Genomic DNA, 25962 nt, shown 5'->3' with positions numbered 1-25962 from the left:
GATAAGGAGCCTATCATTTTGATAGGCTTTTTTGTTGGCTAAATTTTTGAAATTTCCTAAAAGGACTTGATTTTGAGTGGGTTAAGGATGTCTTGATTTCAGTGGAATGATGTTGGCACTAATCCCTGCAAACATTAACAAAACGCATTTAAATCATGACAACTATCCTTCTTCTGCTCGCCGGGGCACTATGCTTCGGGCTATTTTTCAAAACCGTCGACCTCTTCGACATAATCTGAAATCATGCTCGCATTACTCATCGTCTCTGTTGCGGTTTTCGCGTACATGTGCTACGTGCTCGTGAAACCTGAGAAATTTTAACCTGAAATCTAATGAATACTGAAATCCTTGGAATTGTCTTCGTTTTCGCTGCTACCGTGACGTTGGCAATTCCCTCTGGAAAATACATCGCAAAGGTTTACGCAGGAGAGAGAACACTGCTCGACCCTGTTTTTGGTCCGCTTGAAAAGGCATTTTATAAGCTGAGTGCAATAAGAAGTACCGCGGAAATGACCTGGAAACAGCATTTAACAGCTTTGCTGACAATGAACATGGTCTGGTTTTTCCTTGGTATGTTCGTGTTGATGAACCAGGGTTGGCTGCCGCTCAATCCAGACGGAAATCCTTCCCAATCCCCCGACCTCGCCTTTAATACGGCCATTTCATTTGTTGTCAACTGTAATCTGCAGCACTATTCCGGCGAATCCGGCATGAGCTATCTTGGACAATTGTTCCTGATGTTCCTGCAATTTGTGAGTGCGGGAACCGGTATGGCCGCGGCTGCTGTGGTGATTATTGCTTTGAAAGAGCGAACCGCAGATAAGCTTGGCAATTTTTATGGTTTGTTCATCAAATCTTGCACAAGAATCCTCCTGCCGGTTTCTCTGGGGGGGGCAGTCGTACTGCTCTTCAATGGAGTGCCTATGACATTTGAAGGGAAGGATAGCTTTGTTTCCGTGCAAGGTGACACCATTCAGGTATCGAGGGGGCCGGTGGCTGCTTTCGTCCCCATTAAACATGTAGGTACCAATGGTGGTGGCTTTTTTGGTGCCAACTCTGCGCATCCCCTTGAAAACCCCAATTTCCTGACCAATATGACCGAAATGTGGGCGCAGATGTTCATTCCGGTCGCGATGATTTTTGCGCTGGGATTTTACCTCCGCAGACGTCGCTTGTCGTGGATGATCTTTGGCGTAATGACAATCGGATTCCTGGCATTGACTATCCCAACCATCATCACTGAGCTGCATGGAAATCCGAAGATTGCCGAAATGGGAATCGATATTTCGTCAGGAGCTACGGAAGGAAAGGAGACCAGGTTCGGTACAGCCTTTTCAGCTTACTGGAGTATAGCCACTACCGTTATCTCAACGGGTTCCGTGATTTCGATGCACGATAGCTTCATGCCTGTCTCCGGATTGACTCAAATGCTTTCCATGATGACCAATGCATTTTACGGCGGAGTAGGAGTGGGTATTCTTAACTTCTACATATTTATTATCCTGGCAGTATTTATCAGCGGCTTGATGGTGGGTCGCACACCTGAGTTAATGGGAAAGAAAATAGAGGCTCGGGAAATGAAGATCGCCATGATCGTCGCGTTACTACACCCGCTACTGATCCTCGCTTCCACTGCGCTCGGCGTCGCATTGCCTGATTTTACTGCGGAGACCCTCAATAATCCCGGCTTTCACGGGTTCAGCGAAATGCTTTACGAATACACTTCTTCATCAGCTAACAATGGCAGCGGGTTTGAAGGTTTGGGCGACAATACGCCCTGGTGGAACATCAGCTGCGGCATTGTACTGATTTTGTCCAGGTTTATACCGATCATCGGGCCAGTTGCGATTGCCGGTTTACTCGCTTCCAAAAAGCACATTCCTGAAAGTGCAGGAACACTAAAAACGGATACCGGCACTTTCGGTATCATGGTGCTGGCTGTGATCGTGATTATCACGGCGCTGTCCTTCTTTCCAGCGCTGACACTCGGCCCCATTGCCGAATATTTTTCAATGAAATAAATCTTGTTCAAATGAAAGCTCAAAATAATGCCCTGTTTCAGGGCGAATTGGTCAAGGAAGCCCTGACCCAATCTTTTATCAAGCTGAATCCCAAAGTAATGTTCCGCAACCCGGTGATGTTCACAGTTTGGATTGGAACTTTGGTGATGCTGATCGTGAATATCTGGATTTTGCTGGGAGAGAAATCACAGGGTAGCCCGGTTTACAACCTGATCATTTTTATGATCCTGCTGCTTACATTGCTGTTTGCCAATTTTGCTGAGGCAATCGCCGAGGCGCGTGGCAAGGCGCAGGCAAACAGTCTGCGTAAAACAAGAGAAGAGACGCCCGCTAAATGGATACAGGCAGTGGGAGATATGTATGTCAATGAAGTGAAAATTATTCCTTCATCGCAGCTTCAAAAAGGACATATTTTTCTTTGTGAAACGGGAGATATCATCCCGACCGACGGCGAAATCATCGAGGGTTTGGCTACGATTGACGAAAGTGCAATTACAGGTGAGTCTGCACCGGTGATCCGCGAGGCAGGGGGCGATAAAAGCAGCGTGACTGGTGGTACCAAAGTACTTTCCGACCGCATCAAAGTCAGGGTAACTACGGAGCCGGGCGAAAGTTTTCTGGACAAGATGATCGCATTGGTGGAAGGTGCCAGCCGCCAGAAAACACCTAACGAAATTGCCCTCACGATACTTCTCGCAGGTTTTACACTTGTTTTCATTATTGTCTGCATTACTTTGAAACCCTTCGCCGATTTTGCGGGAACCCAGATTACCATTGCCGCATTCATTTCTCTTTTCGTATGTCTGATCCCGACTACAATCGGTGGTCTGCTTTCAGCGATTGGTATCGCAGGAATGGACAGAGCGTTGCGCGCCAACGTGATCACAAAAAGCGGTAAAGCCGTGGAAACAGCAGGTGATATTGACACTTTGCTGCTTGATAAAACGGGTACCATTACCATTGGTAATAGAAAAGCAACTCATTTTTGGCCTGCTGCGGGCGTCGATTTAAACCATTTCATTGCGAGCGCAGCATTAAGCTCAGTTGCCGACGAAACACCAGAGGGTAAGTCGATCATAGAGCTGGCCGCATTAAGCCCGGAAAAGCTGCGCGTCGAAAATCCTGTTTTTATTGAATTTACAGCAGAAACAAGGAGTTCAGGCGTCGACTTTGACGATACTCGGATTCGCAAAGGTGCTTCGGATTCGATCAGAAAGCTCGCTGAAAAGGCTGGCAATAGCTTTCCTTCCAATGTGGCTGATAAGGTGCGGGAAATAGCAAGCAACGGTGGAACACCGCTGGTGGTTGCGGAAAATGAAAAGGTAATCGGGGTAATAGAGTTGCAGGATATCATCAAACCGGGCATTCAGGAACGTTTCGAGCGGCTCAGGAAAATGGGGGTAAAAACGGTAATGGTTACCGGCGACAATCCACTTACTGCAAAGTTTATTGCTGAAAAAGCCGGAGTAGACGATTACATCGCGGAAGCCAAACCGGAGGACAAAATGAATTATATTAAAGCGGAACAGCAAAAAGGTAAGCTGGTGGCGATGATGGGCGATGGTACCAACGATGCACCGGCTTTGGCGCAGGCAGATGTGGGTGTAGCGATGAACAGCGGTACGCAGGCTGCAAAAGAAGCGGGAAATATGGTCGATCTGGACAATGATCCTACCAAGTTGATTGAGATTGTTGAGATAGGTAAGCAGCTGTTGATGACACGCGGTACGCTGACCACTTTTAGTATCGCAAACGACGTCGCCAAGTACTTCGCGATTGTCCCGGCGCTCTTTATTGCTTCCATTCCCGCATTGCAGGGCTTGAATATCATGCGATTGCACAGTCCGGAAAGCGCGATTTTATCAGCCATTATTTTCAATGCGGTCATTATCCCACTTTTAATTCCGCTGGCTCTAAAAGGAGTTGCTTACAAACCCATTGGCGCAAGTGCGTTGCTGAGAAGAAACCTGGTTATGTACGGCCTGGGCGGTATTCTAGTCCCATTTGTCGGGATTAAGGCAATAGATCTGGTCGTGAGTGTTTGGTTTTAATTATTGTTCATAATGGCCATGTACACTCAGTACGAAAATATCACCATTGCTCAAAACTTTGTAGATCAGGCGATGTTCATCGGTGATCCTTCTGCTCCAACAGCCTTTGAACTGATGTTTAAGGCCTTCCGGCTTCCCGAGACCATCAAATGGATGTTTATGAATATCCATAATCAGCTCAAATACTTTTTTAACAAGCTTTGGCTCGATCTTCGCCCATTTGGAAAGATCTTCGATTGCAATCGGGTCGAATATCGTGTTACTCATTCTTCATGTGCGACATGCTTCGAAAACTGCTCGAATGTGTCCCCGCTGAATGTAACTACATTTTCTTCTTCGAGGTTGACTAACGCGCGTTCAAGACGGCTGAAATATGCTTCTCTGCTCTCGTTGCGCAGAATACCGTGGTTTGGCGATTCGGAGATGCTGATTGTTATTTCTGCATTGTCTTTTCCCCTCAATAACAGCTTTATTTTCTCAATCAGATCGTCGGTAAACTCAGAGGATTGAATTCTCAAAACAGCTTCCATAATATTCTATTTGAATCTTGATATAACAATAACAATTATGAAACTACTGAGTCTTTCACCGTCGGTGGCGATTGCCCCGCCAATGAAAACTTTATCTCTCATTGGCTTCATCCCTGTCAAATCTAAAATCACTCAGATCAACCTGAATGCTGTTGAAAAATCGCAGTGCTTTTCGCGCAGCATCCTTCTTGGCGGCATAAAGCTCATCTGTATTACCGTCGAGTTCGAAGGCAATTACTTCAATGCCTTTGTGTAAATATTCATCTGGTAGCCGTACCGTAAGGTCGTCGGAATGCTCGGCTACAAATATTTTTCTATACATAAGAACAGCGTAAAATCAAACTTAAATATAACAATAACAATCATGAAACAACACATTCTTCCGGCAGTCAGGTTGACAATCGTGACGCTGGTATTCTTTGCCGGCTTATACACTTTGATAGTACTTGGGATTGCGCAGCTCGCGCCTAATCATGGTAAGGGTGAAGTCATTGAGCACAATGGAAAAAGGTATTATGCTGATATCGGCCAGAAATTCACAGAAGACCGCTATTTTAATTCCCGCCCTTCAGCGGTGGATTACAATGCGGCAGGTAGCGGCGGTAGTAACAAAGGTTCTTCCAACGCGGACTATCTCGCTGCTGTAAAAGCAAGGATTAATACTTTCATGGTACACAATCCAAAGGTTTCCCGCTCAGAAATCCCGGTGGAGCTGGTTACTGCAAGTGGCAGCGGACTGGATCCCGACATCTCACCGAAAGCTGCATTCGTGCAAATCGAGCGGATTGCCCGGGTGCGCAACCTGCCTCCGGGGAAGGTGAAAATCCTGGTCGACAATGCAACCGAAAAGCCCCTTTTCGGACTTTTCGGCCCGGCGAGAATCAATGTCTTAGAACTTAATCTGGCGCTTGACAGACTTCAATAGTATCTCGTTTACAGTATGAAAACCACACTTTTCAATGCCCTATTTAGTTGTGCCGCGCTGAATGCGGCGGTGCAGGATTCACTGGAAACTACCCGTCCATTTACTATTGGCGGCTATGTGGAGGCTTACTACACGCAGGATCTGCATAAAATTGAAAACAACGCATTGCCCAGCTTTATATATAATCATAACCGCACCAGCGAGGTAAACCTGAACCTTGCTTTCATCAGGGCGGCATACCAGAATGATCGAGTCCGCGGCAACTTTGCATTGGCAGCAGGAACTTACATGAATGCCAATTATGCTGCCGAACCTGGCGTTCTCCGCAATGTTTTTGAAGCAAATGCAGGATTTAAGCTTACAAAAAACAAAAACCTGTGGATTGACGCAGGGATTATGCCTTCTCATATCGGTTTTGAAAGTGCAATCGGGAAGGATAACTGGGCACTTTCGCGTAGTCTCGTCGCGGAAAATTCGCCTTATTTTGAATCAGGCGCGAAAATCGGCTTTACAAGTGACAATCAGAAATGGTACCTGGCGGCATTATATCTCAATGGCTGGCAGCGCATTCAGCGGCCACACGGCAACTCTACACCTGCATTTGGGACACAGATATCCTTCAAGCCAAGCAGCACTGTTACGCTCAATTACAGCACCTTCGCAGGCAGCGACAAGCCGGACAGCAGCCGACAAATGCGGTATTATCACAATATCTACGGTATTTTCCAGGTGTCAAAAAATTTGGGCATTACAGCCGGTTTTGATATCGGCAGCGAACAAGAAGCGAAAGGTAGTAGCGGCTACAAAACGTGGTTTGTGCCTGTGCTGATCGCCAGGTTTTCACCTTCCGAGAAGATCAGTATTACCGCTCGCGGAGAGTATTTCAATGACAAAAAGGGAGTGATTATTAGCTCAGGAACAAAAAACGGATTTCAGACTTACGGCCTGTCTCTGAACCTTGATTTTCGTATCACGCCGCAGCTCATGTGGCGAATTGAAGCCAGAAACCTGCAAAGTAAAGATGCGACGTTTGAAAGAAGCGGCGGCGATTTCAGCAAAAGCAAAACTTACCTGACTACCGCATTGACCTTCGACTTCGGTACACTTTAAACTGCAATTTGAAATTAATCCTGAACCTTTAACCTGAAATAAAACGTGGTGGAAAGCAGCGCCGAACACTTCCTGGACCTGATCAAAAAATCGAGGCGGGGCAAGTTTAAAATATACATCGGCATGAGCGCCGGGGTGGGGAAGACTTACCGGATGTTGCAGGAAGCGCACGCGCTGCTTCGGACGGGTATCGACGTGAAGATCGGGTACATTGAGACGCATTTGCGAAAAGAGACACATGCATTGCTGGACGGGCTTCCGCTGATCCCGCGCCGAAAGCTGTTCTATAAAGGCAAGGAACTGGAAGAGCTGGATGTACAGGCTGTAATCAGTCTCCGGCCGGAAGTTGTGATTGTCGACGAGCTTGCACATACCAACATTGAAGGGAGCAAAAATGCGAAGCGCTGGCAGGATGTGCTGGATATTCTTGAAGCCGGGATCAATGTGATTTCAGCCGTGAACATCCAGCATATTGAAAGCCTCAACCGGGAAGTCAAGAACATCACCGGCATTGAAGTGGCCGAGCGCATTCCCGACAAGGTACTTGCGCAGGCAGACGAGGTGGTAAATATCGATCTCACCGCCGACGAGCTGATCATGCGCCTGAAAGAAGGCAAAATTTACGCACCTGAGAAGGTCGGGCAAGCATTGCAGCATTTTTTCAAGCCGCAGCATATCCTTCAATTGCGCGAGCTGGCGCTCAAAGAAGTGGCTTCGCAGGTGGAGCGAAAGGTAGAAAACGAGGTACAGCCCAAGCTTTCGATGAAGCATGAGCGGTTTTTGGCATGTATCAGCAGCAATGAAAAAACGGCCCGGACTGTGATCCGTAAAACTGCGCGACTCGCCAATTACTATCATAGCAGCTGGTTTCTGCTCTATGTGCAAACCCCGGACGAATCTGCCAGCAGGATCGGACTCGCCAAGCAGCGTCATTTGATCAATAACTTCAAGCTGGCTACAGAATTGGGCGGGAATGTAATCAAAAAAGAAAACAGCAGCATTGCGAAGACCATCATAGAAGTAGCTGAGCAGAACAAGATCACGACGATTTGCATTGGTAAGCCGCATTTGAGCCTTTTCAAAGTGATACTGGCTACGAATGTCTTTAATGAACTTTTAAAAAAGATGTCTTCTTCCGACATTGACCTCGTAATCCTTTCCTGAAATGAAAATCAAAACCAAACTGAGGCTGGGCACCGGGATCCTGTTCGCGATGATCACGATCCTGGCAATCCTCGGTGTGCGGCAGGTGAATGTACTCTCGTCCGATGCGCGTTATATATTAAAAGCAAACTATAATTCCCTGCAATACGCGAAGCTGATGCTGAAAGCACTCGATGACCGGCAGGAAGATGCACGGGCTTTTCAGGTATTTGCAGAAAATCTGGCAAGTCAGCAGCGTAACATTACCGAGCGTGGTGAGAAGGAGGTAACCGGTCAGCTGGCGCGGCACTTCGATGAACTAAAGGCGAGTCCTGACGATCCATTGATCCTGTCGGCTGTGCGGCGCGACATTACCGAATTGATGAGCCTGAACCTGAATGCGATCAACCGGAAAAGCCAGTATGTGGGCGAAGTAGCCAAAGAGTCGACGGTCTGGATTGCGATTGCAGGCACGATCTGCTTCCTGATCGCATTCACGCTTTTTATCAACCTCCCGGGAAACATTGCTAATCCCATTCACGAGCTAACGGAGAGTATCCGCCAGATTGCCAATGAGAACTATAACGAACGTGTTCATTTTGGCAGCAAAGACGAATACGGACAGTTGGCAGAGTCGTTTAATACAATGGCAGAAAAGTTGGAGGAGTACAACAACAGTAACCTCGCCCGCGTGATGATCGAGAAGAAGCGGGTAGAAACGCTGATCAACAATATGCACGATCCGGTCATCGGTCTGGACGAACATAAAACCGTCATTTTTGCGAACGAAGAAGCTCAGAAGGTCACAGGTTTGAAAGCCGGAGAGCTCATCGGAGGTAATGCCGCCGAAATTGCACTGCGAAACGATCTGGTCCGCTCGCTTGTCAAAGATGCATTCGAAAGCAACCCGGCGGCCAGCGACAATGCGCCAATGAAGATTTATGCAAATGGAAAGGAAAGCTATTTCGAAAAGGAAATCGTCGATATCTCCATTATCCCGACCGGTGAAAAAGCGGTGCGCTCCATTGGGAATGTAATTATCCTCAGGAATGTGACTCCTTATAAAGAACTGGATTTTGCCAAAACCAATTTCATTGCCAACGTTTCACACGAACTCAAAACACCAATTTCTTCCATTAAAATAACATTGGACCTGCTGAAAAATGAGGCTGTGGGCGCCACAAACGAGGATCAGCGGAGCTTAATGGACAGTATCCGCGAAGATGCAGACCGGCTGCTGAAAATCACAGGTGAGCTCCTGAACATTACCCAGGTGGAAAGCGGACAGATCCAGCTCAACATCGGCAATGCAAGTATCACTGAAATGCTGCAATATGCAGTTGCCGCCAATGAAATGCAGGCGGAGAGCCGGCATATCAGGTTGCATTTACCCGATCACATTCCGGAAGTCCCGGTTTTAGCAGATCCGGAAAAAACCGCGTGGGTACTTACCAACCTCATTTCCAATGCAATCCGTTATTCCTATGACCATTCAACAATCAGTATCCAGGTAGAGGAACTAGCGGATCTGGTGCAAGTTCTGGTCAAAGATACCGGGCAGGGAATCTCCCAGGAATACCAGGAACGCATTTTCGACAGGTACTTCCGTATTCCCGGATCCACCCGAGAAGGCACCGGGCTTGGTCTTGCGATCAGCCGGGAGTTCATGGAAGCGCAGGAAGGCACGCTCACGGTGGCCAGCGAGCTCGGCGCCGGAAGCACATTCACCATCGGGTTGAAAAAGGCCTGATACCGCATTTATTCCAAAACCCGCACGCCAACATAGGAAGAGCTGCTTCCTGAAAGATAGATCCGGTGGTTTGCCTTTTTGAAATCTTTCTCGGAAGCTTTGTAAATGTTGACGAACTGCTGCGGGTTGCGGTCGACAAGCGGGAACCAGGAGCTCTGCACCTGTACCATGATTTTGTGGCCCTTTTTGAAGCAATGCGCCGCGTCCTGCATATCGAATTTCACATGTTCAATTTTGCCCGGCACCAGCGGCTCCGGCCTGGAAAAGCTGTTCCTGAACTTGGAGCGCATTACTTCGCCACGTACCAGCAGCTGAAATCCGCCCATTTTCATGTTCGGGTTGATCGGACTGTCATTAGGCGCGTCGCCCGGATACACATCGATCAGTTTAACTACGAAATCGGCGTCTGTACCCGTGGATGAAATGAAAAGATCAGCTAATACATTACCCGAGATGGTTACGTCCTGTTCCAGCGGAGCCGATTCGTAAACCAGCACATCAGGCCGGGTAGCAGCAAAACGCTGGTCTTCGTACATAAAATCGGCCCCACGGATAATGCGGATTTCGGAAGTATACGGCACCGGCTTATCAGGATCGCTCGTGTATTCGTGAAAGGCAGGTTTCGCGCCTGCTTGCATGGTTGTCATAGTGGGTGTAAATGACAATGTGCCGTCAGGATGGAAGTAGAGCTTTTTTTCAACGGTATTTCTCGGAGGCCACTGATCGTATTTTTTCCATTGGTTTGATCCCGTTTCGAAAATGTATGCTTTTGGCAATGCGGGATCAGGCTGGTCTTTCAGGAAGTGGTTAAAGTAGGGGAGCTCGATTTCTTTTTGGTAAAATTCACTGGTACGCGCACCAAACCGGATGTTACCCAGCGACTCACCGGTTCCCCGCGCCCAGCCGCCGTGGATCCAGGGCCCCATTACCAGCAGGTTTGGCGACTTGGGTTTGTTGTTTTCAATGCCCTGATAAGTTTTCAAAGGCCCGTACAAATCTTCCTGATCAAACCAGCCTCCTACCACCATCACGGCGGGTTTGATGTTCTTCAAATGCGGCACCGGCGTGCGTGCTTTCCAGAAATCATTGTAGGTTTCATTCTCCATCATCTGGTTCCAGATGCGGTTCTGGTTCTTGAAGATCTTCTCATTGACATTTTTTAACGGCCCCAGCTTTTTGTAAAACTCATAGGAATCCGGCGTTCCATAAGCCGAAAAGCCGGGCGCTCCTTTCGGCGTGGGAGCAGGACGAGGAGCGCCATAGGATGAGAGGAACGCAAATGTTCCCATCAGAAAAAATGCGCCATTGTGATGACGGTCGTCGCCCATGAACCAATCCGTGACGGGTGCCTGCGGAGAGGCTACCTTTAAGGCGGGATGTGCATCAATGGCTGTCATCGTGGTATAAAAGCCAGGCGCAGAGATTCCCCAAGTGCCGACCTTTCCATTGTTGTTTTTGATATTATCGAGCAGCCACGTTATCGTATCAAAAGTGTCTGAACTTTCATCTACGTCAGCCTTGCCTTTTTTAATTGGAATGAATGGCCGGTTAGCTTCAAATTCTCCCTCCGACATATACTTTCCGCGCACATCCTGGTAAACGATAATGTACCCTTCCCGTGCGAAAAGCATGCTCGGCCCGATACTAAGCTTGTATAAATCTTCGCCGTAAGGTGCTACACTGTAAGGAGTGCGATTGAGCAGGATCGGGTACTTCTTATCAGCAGAAATGTCTTTTGGGATGTAAATCGAAGTAAATAATTTGACACCATCCCGCATCGGTACCATCCGCTCGATCTTGGTGTAATGTTCGCGGATATACAGCGAATCCTGGGTAACCAGGCTCTGCGCTGGAATCACATGTGATGCAATGCAAAGAATGAATGCAAAAAAGTAAGCAAGCCGGGTAAAGCAAAGAGCCGGTAACCAGCTCATTTGAGTAGGGGAGTTTTTCAAAGTCAGGAGTGTAAAGGTTAGTAAGCCAATTTAGTAATATTTGGCAAAACAGTGCAGTCCGCACCGGCTACTTTCATTCATGTACTGGTTTGACCATTCATGTAGCGTATTTGGAATAATAAGTGCAGGTACTGTATATTACATAGTACCTTGTTAAACATTTATTAGCCATGAAAATCTTATTGCTTCTTTTATCTGCATTGGCATTGTCCTGCAATCGTGGTCACGACGATAACCTGCGTATCAAGGTTGTCGACAGTGATGACACTTTTGAATACTCTGCAACTTTTGACCCGGGCCGGAGCGTAGCAGTCGAGCGGTTCATTAACTCCCAGATCGCGCCTGTGCATATTACCGCTGACGGAGATATGGAGGTGACAACAACGCTGAGCGACAAAACCATTTTCGACTACGAAGCGTCGCCAGGTAAATTGACGATTACCCTCGATAAGGACCGAAACAGCAAGACGAGTTACTACCGCATAAAGAGAATGTGTGAAGGCTTAAACAGGGTAATCAATCCAGGACAGAAAAAGCAGTAGCGGGAATTAATTTTGCACAGTAAAAGAAGTAACGTAATGGTTGTAGCGACTTTATGTTTCTGAATTGATTCCTCTGTTATTGTGCAATGGTAACGTCAACCCTCTACTTCGTCCGTCGGCATAGTCAGACTATTCTGTACGGGATTGTACTTGCGGGGCTACTCTTCTTTTTGAAGTGGCTGGAATTGCGTTTTCTGATCATGCATCACGCAATGGAAGTTTACATTGGCGCGGTGGCACTCCTGTTTACCGGATTGGGTATCTGGCTGGCAATCCGGCTGACCAACCCAAAAGTGCAAACAGTAATTGTTGAAAAAGCGGTCTTTGTAAAACCGCCGGAAACCTTCGTGCTTAATGAAGCAGAAGTAATCCGCCTCGGGCTGAGCAGGCGGGAGTTACAGGTATTGGAACAAATTGCAGAAGGGCTAACGAACCAGCAGATCGCCGATCGTCTTTTTGTTTCAGTGAACACCATCAAAACGCATTCTTCTAATCTGTTCGATAAGCTTGAAGTGAAAAGCCGGATCCAGGCTGTGGATAAGGCAAGGCGACTTGCATTGATCCCCTAGTTGCAGGCTCATACTTTTGGAGGAAGTATGTGCGGTTTGCATTAAATCACCCGAAAGTATGAGTAGGGAATGCGTTGGTTGACAGACCTTTGTTCCATTACCAGCTCTTAATTTTTTTGATATGAAAAGAATTATCCTCATTTGCGGTCTGATCTCCGGCGCGATCGTTTCTACCTTTATGGTTGCGAGCACAGCGGCTTGTTACGAAAACGGGAACTTCGAAGGGAGTATCCTCGTCGGCTATGCTTCCATGCTCCTGGCGTTTTCACTCATTTTTGTGGGTGTCAAGAATTACCGCGACAAGTACAGCGATGGTACGGTCACATTCGGCAAAGCATTTAAGATCGGCTTATTGATCACATTGGTAGCATCTACCGTCTATGCATTGGTCTGGCTGGTGGACTACTACTATTTTGTTCCCGATTTCATGGACAAATACGCAGACTTCACGATACAACAAAGCAAGCGCGAAGGTGCAACCGCCGCAGAACTCCAGCAAGAAATCGCCAAAATGAATGAGTACAAGGAGATGTACAAAAATCCCCTCGTGATCCTCCTTATGACCTACGCCGAGATCCTGCCAGTCGGGCTGATCGTTTCTGTGCTCTGCGCATTGATCCTAAAAAGAAAAGGTCAGGCAACCGAAGCTGCCTGACCTTTGTATCTGGTGCAATCTGAATTACGGCAAACTACATTTTTACAATCTGCTGGGTTTTGATCCCGCCATCCTGTCGCGTGATTTTAATATAATAAGTCCCGACAGGGTATTTTCTAAAATCATATTCACGTGAACCGGGCTCGCTTCCCGCCTTGCTGTTATTCATTGGAATGATATTTCCCTGTTTGGTAACCAACTCCACGGATTTGACTTCGTTCCAGTTATCAGCCTGAATGAGCAGCTTTTCTGTGAGCGGGTTGGGATAAAAACTGACAGCCATATTGCTTTCAAAATCGAGTACCACGATTTTGCTATGCGTGTAAGTACCGTCAAAATCCACCATTTTAAGCCGGTACAGGTTTTGAGCGCTTGCAGGGGAGTTGTCCTCGAAGGTATAGGTGCGTTCTATTTTGCTGTCACCAGTTGCTTTCACCTTTCCGATCGCATTCCAGACTTTACCTTCTGAACTTCTTTGCACTTCGAAGTAGTCACTGTTGACTTCGTCTGACGTGCTCCAAGCAAGCTGTGCTTGCGGGCCTTCCTTAACTGCCTTGAAGCTGACAAGTGTAACGGGCAAAACGCTGTTTGCATTGGTTGCTGTAATGCGTAAGAAACTATTGTTAAAACCAGTGAAGTTGCGTGACACCATGTGGATCGCTTTGTCGACAGTGCTTCCAGTCGTTGTAACATACTTCTCATCGGGGTTGAAGTAGGCAATCTGCAGATCGTCTTCCGTATTCCCATTCAGGTTGCCCACAAGATAAGTTAACCCCACCAGCCCTGAAAATCCCGTCGGTTCATTGAACTCGTGAACCTGGTGGATACTTGCCGTGGGATTGCCGACAATCGCATCCGGAGACCTGGTAAGTACCTTGTTGCTCCACACGGTATTATTAAACGTCGGCCGTAATACCAGACCATGAATGGAAACAGTCGTATTCGCTCCGATGAAGAATTGATTGCCGGAGGAGAATTGGGCTTGGACATCCAAACTCAGGAAAAACATTATCAGGGAGATGCAATTTTGAATTTTCATTTGTCTACTTGTTAGATTGAACAAAATGCCCAGTAAAATGACAGTTCTCTCCAAGCACCACATTCTCCTCATTGCCATGCAAGAATAAAACGAATACTTGGTCACCCGCTTGAAGCATTACATCAGTTGAGGCACCATAATAACCAATACTATTTCCTGGATTGGAACATATCTTCTCTACTGCGCCACCTGAGGAGCGGAATAGTCCTACTGATGCGGGTCCACCTCCCCATTGCACCTGAAAGTCGAAATGAAAGATTCCACTTTGTGGGGCTGTGAAGGTATCACTTGCACCTTGAAGATGAATATCATAATTGTTTAATCTATCATAAGCTTCCAAGCCAAAAGGTACCTTATTCGATACATTGCGTGCGAGGATATGGGCACCATTCTTCAATATCCCTGTTACTCTAAATGCTACTCCGCCTTCCCAAGTGGCATTGCCGGATCCATCGCTACTCAACATTTTCCCCGAGCCAGGTTGTTGCCCGTTCCCAGAGATTTTTACCTTGCCATCCGCAAACAATGCATATCCTGCCTGACTAAATGCATGTATTGTTGTTGAAGATCCTGATTGGCTAAAATCATTGATCCTGAATGCGGTGCCGCCGCTGTTGGTACTAATGGAGGCATTTACAGGTAACCTAAGATCTCTTATACTTTCCCAATGTGGTGATTGGGGTGTACCAATGTTGTAAAAAAAGCCTAATCCTCCTGGCATTTCAGGATTGAGGTTGTATACCAGCAAGCCATTAGCTGGTGTCAGTACGGTTGTATTGTCGCCAAGACTCTGCAAACTAACTCTCGGGATTAAAATCCCCTTATCCGTCGCCTGAATATCCAGGGCAGCGCTGGGGTCGGGGGTGGTGGTGTTGATACCTACGCCCTGGCCGAAGCTGGCGGTGGCGAGCGAAGCGCTAAGTAGTGTGCCGCAGATCATTGACTTTGGTCGGAATGAGCGGGTCTTGTTTGGTAATAGGGGGGACAGTTTTTCCATCGTTGTTATGTGTGAATTGTGGTTAAAAATTCAAAGTAGATGCTGCATTTCAAGGCTGCACAACCTGTATCGTCTTGTTCCCCGCTACCGATTCAATGTTCAGCAGGAAAGTGCCGGTGCCGGGGATTAAAAGCTGCTCTTGCGTTTTGGGCTGCGGGATTTGCTTCACTTGCCTGCCCGATTTGTCAAATAGCGTAAGCTTGAAGCTGCGCTCGGGGAGGGTGGCGGTTACTTTTCCGTCTTTTACCGGGTTGGGGTATACGTTAAAACGGTCGAGGCTTTCATTGAGCGGGATTACGCGGATGATCTTGCTGAAACTGAATTTCTCATCAAAATCCACCTGTTTTAAGCGGTAGTAGCTTGTAGTAGCAAGCTCGTTATCAACAAACTGGTATATATTCCTGGTCTTCGCTTCACCAGCTCCATCGACCCAGCCGATGCTTGTAAAATGTACTGCGTCTGTGGCTTTTTGAATTTCAAAACCCTTATTGCCATATTCTTCCGCAGTTTCCCATTCCAGTTTTGCCGAACCTTCGGCTGTCAATGTCCCTTCAAACCGGATCAGCTTGACCGGCAGAGGCGAAAGGGTGGAAAAGGAGTTGATGCTCCCCAATACCCATTCAAGGCTCACGCCACCTGACTGGTTGTAATTAGCAGCCGCATAAATGTCACCCGGAGAAATAGATTGCGCCTGTGCAGCCAGGCCAATAAGCAATGAGCTAACGGTGAGGTATATGTTTTTCATTTTGAGAGTTGGTTGCTATGGTTGGCTTTCTTCAATTGTATATAGTTTCGGCTTCTATTCACCTTACAAGATGCCCGGTAAAATAGGTATAGTGATCTGATGTATTAATATTTGCGTGCTGATTACCAGATGGAGTAACTGTAACATACACCTGATCACCTTGCAGCAATTGCACATCCTTAACAAGCATTTCGCTACCCCAAGCTAGGACTGTTTCTGCGCCATTTCTTAACAGGTTTAAATGGAGCGCGATATTGCCAAGCACTTTCACATTGAAGTGATAAATTCCATTTACTGGCGCAGTAAAGGTGCTTGCGGGAGATTGGTTATGAAGCGTGTAGCTACTCTGGGTATCGTAATTTTCATTCGCAAACGGGACAACGTACTTTGTCCCGGGTCCCACTACTTCTCCACCACCGCCTTTAACTCCGGAGACTGAGAAGGCGGTGGGTCCCCGCCAGGTAGCTTCACCAGTCGCGTCGCTTGTCAAGATTTTGCCAGCACCAGGCACTTGGCCAGTTCCGAAAATTTTCAGGAAGCCTTTAACTTGAAGCGCATATCCGTTATCGCTTTCCGCGAATATTCCAGTTCCCACACCTGAGGAATAACCTTTAATTGCTATTGTCCCACTGCTACCCTGATAATTTTGAATATTGAATGCAGTAACGGTTGATACTCCATGTGAATAAGGCAGCTTCAACCTTGACAGTATCTCCCAGTAAGGAGACGCAGTTGTGCCTATATTCTGGTAGAAGCCCGGTCCGCTTAATATATTGTTTTTATTGTAAACTAATAAACCGGTTGCTGGGCTTGGCACAGTGGTGTTGTCGCCTAAACTTTGTAGTGTAACCTGCGGAATGAGGATACCTTGATTCGTGCTTTGAATATCGAGGGCGGCGCTCGGGTGCGGTGTTGTGGTGTTGATTCCGACGCCCTGTGCGTTTGCTCGGTCGTTTGTAAATCCTAGCAAAATAGCGGCCAGGCAGTAATGCAAACATCCGACTTTCAGGACATTGAATGGACGAAGCAAGGTACACTGGCCCCAAAAGCGTGTAAGTAGAGATAGATCGTTCATAGCAGTTTATGTACAAGATTTAGCTAATAGATGCTGTGAGTAAATATGCAATTGCTATTGTTCGCTATGAAGGCGTATTGATCCTGTGGTAGCTTTGAGGAATCTATCGGTGAAGGAAAATTGAATAGCGCGCATCAAACCCCGATTCTCCTTAAATTGCGGCATTTACAAACCCAGCATTTTACCATTGTCACGTTCTACTTTCCCGCGCCTCGATATCGGGCCGCTTTCGGAGTACCGGGCGGAAGATTTTATGATCAGCCGGTTTTCAGAATACCTCAAAGAACATCAGAACCTGGTGTTTCCGCACCGGCACAGCTTTTACCACCTGGTGCTTTTTACCAGCGGCGCAGGTGAGCATATTATTGATTTTAACCACTTTCAGGTTGCAGCCGGACAGATTTATTTCATGGTGCCCGGTCAGGTGCACGACTGGCGTTTTGAAGGTGAGCCGGAAGGTTATGTGGTCAATTTTTCGGAATCGTTCTTCCAGTCTTTCCTGCTGCAGCCTGATTATCTTGATTTCTTCAATTTTCTGAACAGCAGCGACAGCCGGAACAACGTCTTGCAGCTTCAAGAGTCCGTTTTCAGGAAAGTAATTGATGTATTTGAAGAGCTGCTGGATCAGCAGCATGGAGTGGCTTTGTTCCGCAAGGATATGACGCGGGTTTTGCTCTTACAGCTGTTTTTTTACGTAGCCCGGAACGAGCCTGCGGAGCTTACCCATGTGAAATCAACGCCGAGAAACCCGGTAATCCGGGACTTTCAGAAGCTGGTAGACAGGCATTTCAGTACCATCAAACAGCCAGGAGCCTACGCCAAACTCCTCAACGTCACGCCCAACCACCTGAATGCATTGTGCAAAGAACACCTCGGTGTACAAGCAGGTGAGATCATCCGCGCACGCATCGTACTGGAAGCAAAACGCCTCCTCATCAACCTGAACCTAACCATTTCACAAGTAGCCGACCAGCTCCATTTCAGCGACAATTCATACTTTACGAAATTTTTCAAAAAAGAGACAGGCGTGACGCCGGAGGGGTTTAGGGGAGGAATTTAAGAGAAAGGGAGGATGGAGGAAGGGGAGGATGGAGGAAACCTTTTTTGTCACCCTGAGCGCAGTCGAAGGGAATGCGACAACGCCCTTTCCCTTCGACTGCGCTCAGGGTGACAAAGGCAGCTTCACCGTCGTAACACGACGTCTCATTCAACTTCCGCTGCTGGCTTGATAAAAAGCGCCAGCCAGGAGCGGCGGGCTAGGCGGTAGAACCAGGGGGTTAGGATGATGAGGACGGGGATGACTGCGAAGAGGAAGTAATCCAGGTATTGTTCGAAGAAGTTGACGCAGATCAGGAAGGCGATGACCATGAAGGCTACGTAAAATGCGTAGCTCATGTACAATGCACCCTGGTAAAAGCCCGGCTCGGGTACCAGGTTTTCGCCGCAATGCGGACAATGCTTGTGCATTTTCTCGAAGTTTTTGAGGTCGTAAGCGCTTTTGCTCACGAAGAAATCGCCTACGCCACAGCGGGGACATTTATTGAAAAAGACGCTATATAGTCTGTTATGCTTAGCCATGATCTTGCTGTTTATCCGGTGAAGGAGGTACCAACTGTTTACCTTACAAATTTCTTCAGAAAACCCCTTCGGAAAAATGACAGAAGTTACCTTTTATGGTAAAAATCAACGATTGTAAAAACTCATTCCAGACCGTTGATAAAATTCGCCAGTCCGGCAATGTCGAGAGTATAATCTACAATGCCTGCGTCGATGGCGTGCTGGGGCATGAAGGGCATTTGCGCAGTGTCGGGCTGCTGAGCCACGGTTCGGCCACCTGCGCGCTTGACAGACATCAGACCGTTTGTCCCGTCTTCATTGGCGCCTGATAAAATAATTGCCACGGTAGCTGCGCCAAATACGTCCGCAGCTGATTCGAACGTAACATCAATGCTGGGGCGGCTGAAATTAATTTTCTCAGAGTAGTCAAGTGAGAATGTGTGGTCCGTTTCAACTAGCAAATGGTAATCAGCAGGGGCGAGGTAAATGCAGGCCGGCAGGATCGGGTCCTTGTCTTCTACTTCCACGGTTTTGTTCAGACTTTTACTCCCGAGCAGCTCGGTAAGCGACGAATCGGCAGAATTCCGGCGGTGCAGTACAAGTACAACAGGGAAGGGGAGATTAGCTTTGAGCCTGGGAAGGAGCTTGAAAAGCACTTCCAGGCTTCCCGCAGAGCCTCCGATCAGGAGCAGGCCGCAATGTTGCCCTAGATGATTTTCTTCCATATCTTTTCGCGGTTCAACTGCTTGAACTTGTTTTGTACCACAGAAAATTTCAGCGTTTCCTTTGTCCCGAGTGCCAGGTAGCTCAGCGGCGCGAGGCTGGCGTCGAATAGTTGGAGCACTCTGTCCTGCAACTCCTTATCGAAATAGATCAGCACATTGCGGCAAAGTATCAGGTCGAATTCATTGAATGAACTGTCGGACACCAGGTTATGTGTCGAAATTATGATCTTTTCCGACAATTCTTTCTCAAACTTCGCCTGTCCGTAGTTGGCTGTGTAATAACCTGAAAAGTCTCTCGTACCGCCTGACGCAATGTAGCTCTCGGAGTATTGTTTCATTTGCGAGAGCGGAAAAATGCCTTTTCTGACTTTTTCGAGCACAGTTGGGTTCAGGTCTGTGGCATACAAAAGCGATTTGCGGAGCAAGCCGGCTTCTTTAAGCAAGATCGCCATTGAAAAAACCTCTTCACCCGTGGAGCAACCCGCGTGCCAGATCCGTATAAAAGGCTTGGTACCAAGTACAGGCAGGATATCTTCTCTCAGCGATTTGTAAAAAGAAGGATCGCGAAACATTTCCGTTACGTTCACGGTGATTTCTTCTACAAACCTTTTCAGGTAATCGGGATCATTTTTGACCCGGTAACGTAATTCGGCAAAGCTGGGGAATTTGTCGAGCAGGCAAAGCCGCTCAATGCGCCGTTTGAGAGAGGCGCGTGAATAGCTGGTGAAATCGTATCCGTATAAATCGAATAAGTCCGTCAGCAGCAGGTCGATATTTTCATCATCAATCATTTTCCACACTTAAATATCTTGCAGCAGCACCAGCAGCTTATCTACATCAATCGGTTTTGAAATATAGGCGTCGGCACCGGCTGCAAGGCACTTTTCCCGGTCGCCTACCATTGCCTGGGCCGTTACGGCGATTACCGGCGTTCCTTTCCGCTGCTCAATGCGCTTGATCAGCGGAATTGCTTCGTAACCATCCATTTCGGGCATCATCATATCGATCAGTATTGCATGAATTGCTTCATCGGTTTTCAGCAGTTCCAAAGCCTCCGGCGCCCCACCGCTCGACACACAGTCAAATCCTTTCGCCTTCAAAGTAGCCTTCAAAGCAAAAATATTCCGCGCATCATCATCAATTATCAAAACTCTTTTTTTCATTATGGAGGTCATTTGGTCATTAGCTCATTGGGAAATTTAGGTCATTTAGTCATTAGGTCATTTACTATTCAGTCATTCCCCGTTCCACGGCGGCTCATTCACTCATTCAGTCATTCAATCACTCATTCAGTCATTCAATCATTCATTCATTCATTCATCATTCATTCCCCGTTCCACGGCGGCTCATTCATTCATTCAAAATTTCTCATAAAGCCAAACCCGCAAGAGCGACATCAGCTGATCGATATCTACTGGTTTGGTAATGTAGTCCGATGCGCCGGCGTTAATGCATTTTTCCCTGTCGCCCGTCATTGCTTTGGCAGTTACCGCAATGACCGGCAGGTTGCGCCACCTTGGGTTTTCGCGAATGCGGCGGGCTGTTTCGTAGCCGTCCATTTGCGGCATCATCATATCCAGGAGCACGACATCTATCTCGGGGTTGTCTTCCAGCTTCGCCAGTGCTTCCTTGCCGTCGAGGGCGGTTACTACGTTCATTTTGTAGTTTTCGAGCGATTTTGAAAGCGAGAAGATGTTGCGAACGTCGTCGTCGGCGATCAGTACCGTTTTGTTGCTCAAAATCTCACTTAATCCCCCCAATGTTTTCAGGTCGGAAGTGCGCTGCGGCGATTTTTTATTTTCCTCCACCACGTGCAGGAACAATGACACTTCGTCGAGCATACGCTGGTAAGAGTGCGCCGTTTTCACGATAATGGAATCTGCATACTGTTTGATCCGCAGTTCTTCGGACATCGACAGGCTTTTACCCGTAAAAATGATAATGGGTATGTTTTCAAGTCCCGGATTTTTCTTGGCTTCTTCCAGCGCGTCGTAAGCTTTCTTGTCGGGAATACCCATATCCAGGATCACGCAGTCGGCTTCATTGTTTTTCAATGCCGAGATACCTTCTGATATATCACTTTTCAGTTCCGAATTGATATCGAATGTGGCCAGGAAGTAGGCCAGCGCCTTGGCATGCATGGAGTTATCTTCCAGGATCAGCACTTTTTTCGACTTTTTGCTGATCACATATTCGATCTTTTTAAACACCTCCTGCATTTTATCGATGGCCATCGGTTTGTCGATAAAATCGATCGCACCTTTCATGAGGCTCTCGTTTTTCATCCGGTGCGACGACATAATGTGCACCGGAATGTGCCGCGTCTCAGGATCGCCTTTCAGCTGGTCCATCACGTCCCAGCCGCTTATGATCGGAAGCTGGATATCCAGCAGGATACCGATCGGCTTGAATGTTTTGGCAAGCTGCAAGCCCTCGTCGCCCCTAACGGAGACAATCCCTTTGTAACCGTGACGGCGCGTGTAATCGAGCAGTGATTTGGCAAAGAATGTATCGTCCTCCACGATCAGGATCGTCTTGTCACCGGCTTGAACGGTGTTCCGGTCGTCGGGAATGCTCTCGGGGATTACCGTGCTGATAAATCGACGATCTGCTTCGGCTGGGGCCGTTTTGCCCGGCAGCGTTTCTTCCCTGTTTGGTTTGAAGAAATTTTCTTCTTTCTCCTGAATGGCGTAGGAAGCAGCGATAGGAATGATAATGCTGAACTCACTTCCCTGATTTTCAATGCTGGTGAGCGCAATTTCGCCGCCGAGCAGCTTCACCAGCTCACGGCTGATCGAAAGTCCCAGCCCGGTGCCTCCGTACTTGCGTTTGGTAGAGCCGTCGGCTTGCTGGAATGCTTCAAATATGTGCTTCTGCTTCTCGGGCGCTACACCAATCCCGGTATCTTTTACCTTGAAGCTCAGCATATTGTCGTTACCTTCATGCAACGTGATCTGGACTTCCACATAGCCTTTCGCTGTAAATTTCAGTGCATTGGAGATCAGGTTTTTCAGGATCTGTTCCAAACGCATCTTGTCCGTTTCGATCACAGCCGGAACTCCCTGCCCGACATTGATACTGAAATCAAGTCCCTTTTCACGGGCCACCGGCGCGAACAAACCTTTGAGGTCGTCGGAAATCTCTTTAATGGATACTTTCACATAATCGAGCTCCATCTTGCCCGCTTCAATTTTCGAAAGATCCAGGATCTCGTCGATGAGGCCAAGCAATCCATTGCCCGACGACTGTATCACAGTAGCGTACTCGATCTGCTCACTTGACAGGTTCTTGTCGTCATTTTCTGATAACAGCCTGCTCAGCAGCAGAATAGAGTTAAGCGGCGTGCGCAGCTCGTGCGACATATTTGCCAAAAACTCTGATTTATATCGGGTAGTCAGTTCAAGCTCTTCTGCCTTTTTGAGAATTTCCATGTTCTTCTCTTCCAGCAGCCCGCTTCTTTCTTCCAGCTCTTCATTGGTTTGCTGTAATTCTTCCTGCTGTACGCGCAGTTCCTCTTCAGAAGCCTGTAATTTCTGCGACTGTGCTTCCAGCTCCGCATTCAGGTTTTCGAGCTCGTTGTGCTGCGTCTGCAGCTCCTCGGCCTGTGCCTGCGTTTCTTCCAGGAAGTTCTGCAGTTTCAGATAGTCCAATGCAGAATTGACACCCGTCGCAATGGCTTCGAGGTTGTTTTCCAAAAACTGCAGTTGCAGGCTGTCCGGATTCTTCAAGAATGCCAGCTCGATCACGCCGATGCATTCATACGCATAAGTGAGCGGCAGTATCGCCACAGCCGCCGGGCTTACATTGCCCAGGGATGAAGTAACGCGCAGGTAATTGTCGGGTATATCGTTGACAAACAATGGTTTTTTACTTTCAATCACCTGGCCGGTCAATCCTTCGCCGGGGGTTATTACTTCCGGCACCTGTTGAACCGCGAAGCTGCTTGTGAGGCGATAATTCCAGTCATTATCAATGATATAGATCGTGCCCAGACTCGCGCCCGCATATTCTGTGAGCGTGTTCAGCAGGTTGGTTGTCAGTTTCTTGAGTACCCGCTCGCCCCGTATCGCATCGCTGATTTTGACCGATCCGTTTTGGAGCCAGTTCCTGCTGTTCAGATCATTAAATGTCTGTTCCAGAGAGCTCGTCATGTTATTAAGCGCGACCGAGATCCTGCCCAGCTCATCTTCCGATTCATCTGTACTTCTTACCGTATAGTCCCCGTCGGAAACCTGCTGGGTAACTTCCTCGATGTATCTGATCCGCCTTTCGGTTTCAGCATATTTCCGGTTTTCAAGCTCCTGCAATGCAATGCGCTTGTCCATGTCGTTCTTGATCCTGAAATAAGCGAATACCGTGATCAGGATAGAAATCAGTGCCGCGATGATCAGCAGGATAGGAGTGTACTTAATGTAAATCTGCTGCTGTTCGAGACGGTCCGTCAGGATTGCATTTTCTTCATCCTTGATATGCTGCGTCGCAAATCTCAGGTCGTCCATTACTTTCTTTCCGCGAAGCATTTCCCGCAGGCGAGCCTCGCTGCCAGACGCAAAAGCAGCGTTTTTACGCGTCATGTCAATGACATTCTGCATTTGCCCGAATTTGGCTTCGTACAATGCTTTTACCTCGCGCAGGTACTTCTGTTGGACAGGGTTTTCGGCGGTGAGTTCCGTGAGGCGGTTGTAGCTACGCGTTGTTTTTTCGTAAGCGCCATTGTAAGGTTCCAGGAACGCCGGTTCAAGTGTGACCAGAAACCCGCGCTGGCCCGTTTCTGCGTCCTTCATATGCGAAATGATCGCCTCTGCTTCCAGCAGTACTTCATTGGTGTGGTTTACCAGCTCTGAGTTATTGATCAGCTTCTGGGTACTGTAATACGACGCAAGCAAACTGAAAATCAGCAGCAGGGTCGAAAATGAAAATACAATTTGAAGCTGCTGGATAATAGAGTTAGAAGTTTTTCTCATAAATGCGTTTACGTGTTTTCGAGCGTTGTTTCCTGTGATGTGTGCTGCTGGACAGCCGGTAACACCAGAATAAACCGGGCACCTTCATTCTGCGTGCTCTGGGCGGAAATGAGCCCATTGTGCTTGTCCATAATCTTTTTGGCGATAGCGAGCCCGATCCCTGTGCCTTCGTAGCTGTTCAGGTTGTTGAGTCGCTGGAATATGACGAATATCCGGTCGAGGAACTTCTCGTCGAAGCCTATCCCGTTATCGGCAATGATAATCCTGCAATAACCGCCTTCGGGTGAAGCGTCCGAATGCACATCTTTATGCTCAATGAGCTCTGCTGTGATGGTAATGTGCGGCGGTACGTCAGGTTTTGAGAATTTCAATGCATTGCTGATCAGGTTCTGGAATACCTGCCTGATCTGGCTGGGGATCGTATCAATGATCGGGAGCTGGCCCACTGTGATCTCTGCATTCTTCTGCAAGATAATCTCATCGAAATCCGACAGCAGGTCATTGATCAGCATGTTCAGATCGGTAGGTTGAAAACGAGCCTTCACCGACAGCCGCGAGTAGTCCAGCAAGTCACTGATCAGCCGCGACATTCTTGCCGAAGAGTTGATCGACCGATTGAGGTAAGAAGTTGCTTCTGCGTTATCGTTCAGGTACTTTTCCTTGATCAAATGGCTGAATGTCTGGATTTTCCGCAGCGGTTCTTTCAAATCGTGGGATACTACCCAGGCAAATTGCTGGAGTTCGTGGTTGGTGGTTTCCAGTTCGCTGTTCTTGGCCAGCAGCTCTTTCGTCCTCAGTTCCACTTTATGTTCAAGCAGTTCATTGACCATTTTCTGCTGGTGAATGTCCGTAAATGAACCTACCCACCGAATAATTCCGGTACCCTGAAAGACGGGGATGATTTTCAGCAAGAAGTATTTGTAGTCGGTAGTTCCAAGCTGTTTGAGCCTCGCCTCGGTAGAAAACTCCTGCCCATTGCGGAAGCATTCCTCCCAGCGCTCCCAGAATTCATCTTCAGGGTGGGTCTCAGGAAAGACTGAAACGTCGTGGGAGTACTGGAACCAGTGCTCGTTGACATACTCTATTTTTCCATCTGTCTTAACGGTGAATGCAATCTGCGGTAATGATTCAAGGATGAAGCGTAGTTCCTGCATGCGGGAAGCGAGCTCATCCTGGGCGTGTTTGCGGATATCAATTTCCTGCCTGAGTGATTCCTGAATGGATTTCAGCTCCTGCTGCTGCTCATAAAGGCGGACGAAGGTTTTTACCTTTAATAACAAAATATCAGGGTCCACCGGTTTCGTCAGATAATCAATGCCGCCGGAAGCGTAGCCTCTGGCAATGAACCGCTTTTCTTTATTTACTGCTGAAAGAAAAATGATAGGAGTGTCTTTGGCGCGTCCAAAACCGGAAATAGCCTCGGCTACCTCAAACCCGTCCATGCCGGGCATTTGCACATCCATGATAATCACGGAATAGTTGTTATTGAGCACCTTCTTCAATGCCTCCTCGCCGGACTCGGCAGAGTCCGTTTTGAAATCGTGCAATTCCAGGATTTTCTTCAGAGGTAGAATGTTTTCCGGCCTGTCGTCGACAATCAGGATCATAG

Annotated in this window: 25 protein-coding genes; 11 read left to right on the top strand and 14 right to left on the bottom strand. The window is 47.7% G+C overall.

Annotated elements, in window-relative coordinates:
• The first annotated feature begins 243 nt into the window (after positions 1 to 243).
• Genes kdpF through kdpB form a run of 3 tightly spaced genes read left to right on the top strand, consistent with a single transcriptional unit; the run spans position 244 to position 4072 of the window.
• Positions 244 to 321: a K(+)-transporting ATPase subunit F gene (kdpF, locus tag Q369_RS29845; RefSeq protein WP_084165684.1), complete on the top strand. Its 78-nt coding sequence runs from the start codon at positions 244 to 246 to the stop codon at positions 319 to 321.
• An 11-nt stretch (positions 322 to 332) separates the two neighbouring features.
• Entirely contained in the window at positions 333 to 2021 is a 1689-nt protein-coding gene (gene kdpA, locus Q369_RS0107245) for a potassium-transporting ATPase subunit KdpA (RefSeq protein WP_031527138.1), read from the top strand.
• An 11-nt stretch (positions 2022 to 2032) separates the two neighbouring features.
• Positions 2033 to 4072 (top strand): potassium-transporting ATPase subunit KdpB, encoded by a 2040-nt coding sequence (gene kdpB, locus Q369_RS0107240; protein WP_031527137.1) that lies wholly within the window; start codon positions 2033 to 2035, stop codon positions 4070 to 4072.
• On the opposite strand, the gene Q369_RS0107235 is transcribed toward kdpB, so the two are convergent.
• The 3 genes from Q369_RS0107235 to Q369_RS0107225 all read right to left on the bottom strand — a co-directional run bounded on the left by Q369_RS0107235 (position 4073) and on the right by Q369_RS0107225 (position 4924).
• Positions 4073 to 4339 carry a Txe/YoeB family addiction module toxin gene (locus Q369_RS0107235; RefSeq protein ID WP_031527136.1) on the bottom strand — a complete coding sequence of 89 codons (267 nt, stop codon included), beginning with the start codon at positions 4337 to 4339 and terminating at the stop codon, positions 4073 to 4075.
• Positions 4336 to 4602 (bottom strand): hypothetical protein, encoded by a 267-nt coding sequence (locus Q369_RS0107230; protein WP_031527135.1) that lies wholly within the window; start codon positions 4600 to 4602, stop codon positions 4336 to 4338. The genes Q369_RS0107235 and Q369_RS0107230 overlap by 4 nt, the downstream gene beginning before the upstream one ends.
• Positions 4603 to 4693: 91 nt before the next feature.
• A complete protein-coding gene (locus Q369_RS0107225) occupies positions 4694 to 4924 on the bottom strand; it encodes a hypothetical protein (RefSeq protein WP_031527134.1) in 231 nt (76 codons plus the stop codon).
• A 42-nt stretch (positions 4925 to 4966) separates the two neighbouring features.
• Between Q369_RS0107225 and Q369_RS0107220 the strand changes: the two genes are divergently transcribed.
• The 4 genes from Q369_RS0107220 to Q369_RS0107205 are packed head-to-tail and all read left to right on the top strand — an operon-like array spanning position 4967 to position 9530.
• On the top strand, positions 4967 to 5527 hold the full coding sequence (locus Q369_RS0107220) for a K(+)-transporting ATPase subunit C (protein WP_031527133.1): 561 nt from the start codon (positions 4967 to 4969) through the stop codon (positions 5525 to 5527).
• 15 nt (positions 5528 to 5542) lie between these two features.
• Positions 5543 to 6637 (top strand): porin, encoded by a 1095-nt coding sequence (locus Q369_RS0107215; protein ID WP_031527132.1) that lies wholly within the window; start codon positions 5543 to 5545, stop codon positions 6635 to 6637.
• A gap of 48 nt (positions 6638 to 6685) precedes the next feature.
• Complete coding sequence (locus Q369_RS0107210) at positions 6686 to 7801, top strand: histidine kinase (protein WP_084165683.1); 1116 nt, start codon at positions 6686 to 6688, stop codon at positions 7799 to 7801.
• Position 7802: 1 nt separating this feature from the next.
• Positions 7803 to 9530, top strand: coding sequence for a HAMP domain-containing sensor histidine kinase (locus Q369_RS0107205; protein WP_031527130.1), 1728 nt, complete (start codon positions 7803 to 7805; stop codon positions 9528 to 9530).
• An 8-nt stretch (positions 9531 to 9538) separates the two neighbouring features.
• Here the strand turns inward: Q369_RS0107205 and Q369_RS0107200 are convergent, their stop codons facing one another.
• Positions 9539 to 11464, bottom strand: coding sequence for a CocE/NonD family hydrolase (locus tag Q369_RS0107200; RefSeq protein WP_051663954.1), 1926 nt, complete (start codon positions 11462 to 11464; stop codon positions 9539 to 9541).
• A gap of 191 nt (positions 11465 to 11655) precedes the next feature.
• Here Q369_RS0107200 and Q369_RS0107195 point away from each other — a divergent pair, with 191 nt between their 5' ends.
• The 3 genes from Q369_RS0107195 (at position 11656) to Q369_RS0107185 (ending at position 13251) form a co-directional block, all read left to right on the top strand.
• On the top strand, positions 11656 to 12027 hold the full coding sequence (locus tag Q369_RS0107195; protein ID WP_031527128.1) for a hypothetical protein: 372 nt from the start codon (positions 11656 to 11658) through the stop codon (positions 12025 to 12027).
• Between the two features lie 86 nt (positions 12028 to 12113).
• Positions 12114 to 12596 carry a response regulator transcription factor gene (locus Q369_RS0107190; RefSeq protein ID WP_031527127.1) on the top strand — a complete coding sequence of 161 codons (483 nt, stop codon included), beginning with the start codon at positions 12114 to 12116 and terminating at the stop codon, positions 12594 to 12596.
• A 121-nt stretch (positions 12597 to 12717) separates the two neighbouring features.
• Complete coding sequence (locus Q369_RS0107185; RefSeq protein ID WP_031527126.1) at positions 12718 to 13251, top strand: DUF4199 domain-containing protein; 534 nt, start codon at positions 12718 to 12720, stop codon at positions 13249 to 13251.
• 34 nt (positions 13252 to 13285) lie between these two features.
• On the opposite strand, the gene Q369_RS0107180 is transcribed toward Q369_RS0107185, so the two are convergent.
• Genes Q369_RS0107180 through Q369_RS0107165 form a run of 4 tightly spaced genes read right to left on the bottom strand, consistent with a single transcriptional unit; the run spans position 13286 to position 17107 of the window.
• Positions 13286 to 14290, bottom strand: coding sequence for a T9SS type A sorting domain-containing protein (locus Q369_RS0107180; protein WP_031527125.1), 1005 nt, complete (start codon positions 14288 to 14290; stop codon positions 13286 to 13288).
• A 4-nt stretch (positions 14291 to 14294) separates the two neighbouring features.
• On the bottom strand, positions 14295 to 15287 hold the full coding sequence (locus tag Q369_RS0107175) for a phage tail-like protein (RefSeq protein WP_031527124.1): 993 nt from the start codon (positions 15285 to 15287) through the stop codon (positions 14295 to 14297).
• Positions 15288 to 15336: 49 nt separating this feature from the next.
• Positions 15337 to 16032, bottom strand: a complete 696-nt coding sequence (locus tag Q369_RS0107170; RefSeq protein WP_031527123.1) for a T9SS type A sorting domain-containing protein — start codon at positions 16030 to 16032, stop codon at positions 15337 to 15339.
• A 58-nt stretch (positions 16033 to 16090) separates the two neighbouring features.
• Positions 16091 to 17107, bottom strand: a complete 1017-nt coding sequence (locus Q369_RS0107165; RefSeq protein WP_157488088.1) for a phage tail-like protein — start codon at positions 17105 to 17107, stop codon at positions 16091 to 16093.
• A gap of 187 nt (positions 17108 to 17294) precedes the next feature.
• Here Q369_RS0107165 and Q369_RS0107160 point away from each other — a divergent pair, with 187 nt between their 5' ends.
• A complete protein-coding gene (locus Q369_RS0107160) occupies positions 17295 to 18167 on the top strand; it encodes an AraC family transcriptional regulator (protein ID WP_035333115.1) in 873 nt (290 codons plus the stop codon).
• A gap of 143 nt (positions 18168 to 18310) precedes the next feature.
• Here Q369_RS0107160 and Q369_RS0107155 read toward each other — a convergent pair whose 3' ends face one another.
• The 6 genes from Q369_RS0107155 to Q369_RS0107130 all read right to left on the bottom strand — a co-directional run bounded on the left by Q369_RS0107155 (position 18311) and on the right by Q369_RS0107130 (position 25960).
• Positions 18311 to 18685: a DUF983 domain-containing protein gene (locus Q369_RS0107155; protein ID WP_031527120.1), complete on the bottom strand. Its 375-nt coding sequence runs from the start codon at positions 18683 to 18685 to the stop codon at positions 18311 to 18313.
• Between the two features lie 122 nt (positions 18686 to 18807).
• The gene (locus Q369_RS0107150; RefSeq protein ID WP_031527119.1) at positions 18808 to 19389 is read right to left on the bottom strand and encodes a chemotaxis protein CheB; all 582 of its coding nucleotides are present in this window, start codon (positions 19387 to 19389) and stop codon (positions 18808 to 18810) included.
• A complete protein-coding gene (locus tag Q369_RS0107145; RefSeq protein WP_031527118.1) occupies positions 19371 to 20180 on the bottom strand; it encodes a CheR family methyltransferase in 810 nt (269 codons plus the stop codon). Before Q369_RS0107145 ends, Q369_RS0107150 begins: the two co-directional genes overlap by 19 nt.
• A 9-nt stretch (positions 20181 to 20189) precedes the next feature.
• Positions 20190 to 20552: a response regulator gene (locus Q369_RS0107140; RefSeq protein WP_374754345.1), complete on the bottom strand. Its 363-nt coding sequence runs from the start codon at positions 20550 to 20552 to the stop codon at positions 20190 to 20192.
• A gap of 195 nt (positions 20553 to 20747) precedes the next feature.
• Positions 20748 to 24353, bottom strand: coding sequence for a response regulator (locus Q369_RS0107135; RefSeq protein ID WP_031527116.1), 3606 nt, complete (start codon positions 24351 to 24353; stop codon positions 20748 to 20750).
• An 8-nt stretch (positions 24354 to 24361) separates the two neighbouring features.
• The gene (locus Q369_RS0107130; RefSeq protein ID WP_035333113.1) at positions 24362 to 25960 is read right to left on the bottom strand and encodes a response regulator; all 1599 of its coding nucleotides are present in this window, start codon (positions 25958 to 25960) and stop codon (positions 24362 to 24364) included.
• Positions 25961 to 25962 lie beyond the last annotated feature (2 nt).

The organism is Dyadobacter crusticola DSM 16708 (assembly GCF_000701505.1).
Lineage (GTDB): Bacteria > Bacteroidota > Bacteroidia > Cytophagales > Spirosomataceae > Dyadobacter > Dyadobacter crusticola.
The sequence above is the reverse complement of the archived record's forward strand: the minus strand, read 5'-3'. Positions and strand labels throughout refer to the sequence as shown.

What these genes read in the sequence shown, in the direction of transcription:
- Q369_RS0107130 (WP_035333113.1), bottom strand. Translation starts at nt 25,960, where the DNA reads ATGATCCTGATTGTCGACGACAGGCCGGAAAACATTCTACCTCTGAAG.
- Q369_RS0107155 (WP_031527120.1), bottom strand. Translation starts at nt 18,685, where the DNA reads ATGGCTAAGCATAACAGACTATATAGCGTCTTTTTCAATAAATGTCCC.
- Q369_RS0107180 (WP_031527125.1), bottom strand. Translation starts at nt 14,290, where the DNA reads ATGAAAATTCAAAATTGCATCTCCCTGATAATGTTTTTCCTGAGTTTG.
- Q369_RS0107150 (WP_031527119.1), bottom strand. Translation starts at nt 19,389, where the DNA reads ATGGAAGAAAATCATCTAGGGCAACATTGCGGCCTGCTCCTGATCGGA.
- Q369_RS0107185 (WP_031527126.1), top strand. Translation starts at nt 12,718, where the DNA reads ATGAAAAGAATTATCCTCATTTGCGGTCTGATCTCCGGCGCGATCGTT.
- Q369_RS0107200 (WP_051663954.1), bottom strand. Translation starts at nt 11,464, where the DNA reads ATGAGCTGGTTACCGGCTCTTTGCTTTACCCGGCTTGCTTACTTTTTT.
- Q369_RS0107205 (WP_031527130.1), top strand. Translation starts at nt 7,803, where the DNA reads ATGAAAATCAAAACCAAACTGAGGCTGGGCACCGGGATCCTGTTCGCG.
- Q369_RS0107220 (WP_031527133.1), top strand. Translation starts at nt 4,967, where the DNA reads ATGAAACAACACATTCTTCCGGCAGTCAGGTTGACAATCGTGACGCTG.
- kdpA (WP_031527138.1), top strand. Translation starts at nt 333, where the DNA reads ATGAATACTGAAATCCTTGGAATTGTCTTCGTTTTCGCTGCTACCGTG.
- Q369_RS0107135 (WP_031527116.1), bottom strand. Translation starts at nt 24,353, where the DNA reads ATGAGAAAAACTTCTAACTCTATTATCCAGCAGCTTCAAATTGTATTT.
- Q369_RS0107195 (WP_031527128.1), top strand. Translation starts at nt 11,656, where the DNA reads ATGAAAATCTTATTGCTTCTTTTATCTGCATTGGCATTGTCCTGCAAT.
- Q369_RS0107225 (WP_031527134.1), bottom strand. Translation starts at nt 4,924, where the DNA reads ATGTATAGAAAAATATTTGTAGCCGAGCATTCCGACGACCTTACGGTA.
- Q369_RS0107230 (WP_031527135.1), bottom strand. Translation starts at nt 4,602, where the DNA reads ATGGAAGCTGTTTTGAGAATTCAATCCTCTGAGTTTACCGACGATCTG.
- Q369_RS0107140 (WP_374754345.1), bottom strand. Translation starts at nt 20,552, where the DNA reads ATGAAAAAAAGAGTTTTGATAATTGATGATGATGCGCGGAATATTTTT.
- Q369_RS0107235 (WP_031527136.1), bottom strand. Translation starts at nt 4,339, where the DNA reads ATGAGTAACACGATATTCGACCCGATTGCAATCGAAGATCTTTCCAAA.
- Q369_RS0107175 (WP_031527124.1), bottom strand. Translation starts at nt 15,287, where the DNA reads ATGGAAAAACTGTCCCCCCTATTACCAAACAAGACCCGCTCATTCCGA.
- Q369_RS0107165 (WP_157488088.1), bottom strand. Translation starts at nt 17,107, where the DNA reads ATGAACGATCTATCTCTACTTACACGCTTTTGGGGCCAGTGTACCTTG.
- Q369_RS0107170 (WP_031527123.1), bottom strand. Translation starts at nt 16,032, where the DNA reads ATGAAAAACATATACCTCACCGTTAGCTCATTGCTTATTGGCCTGGCT.
- Q369_RS0107145 (WP_031527118.1), bottom strand. Translation starts at nt 20,180, where the DNA reads ATGATTGATGATGAAAATATCGACCTGCTGCTGACGGACTTATTCGAT.
- Q369_RS0107190 (WP_031527127.1), top strand. Translation starts at nt 12,114, where the DNA reads ATGGTAACGTCAACCCTCTACTTCGTCCGTCGGCATAGTCAGACTATT.
- kdpF (WP_084165684.1), top strand. Translation starts at nt 244, where the DNA reads ATGCTCGCATTACTCATCGTCTCTGTTGCGGTTTTCGCGTACATGTGC.
- Q369_RS0107215 (WP_031527132.1), top strand. Translation starts at nt 5,543, where the DNA reads ATGAAAACCACACTTTTCAATGCCCTATTTAGTTGTGCCGCGCTGAAT.
- kdpB (WP_031527137.1), top strand. Translation starts at nt 2,033, where the DNA reads ATGAAAGCTCAAAATAATGCCCTGTTTCAGGGCGAATTGGTCAAGGAA.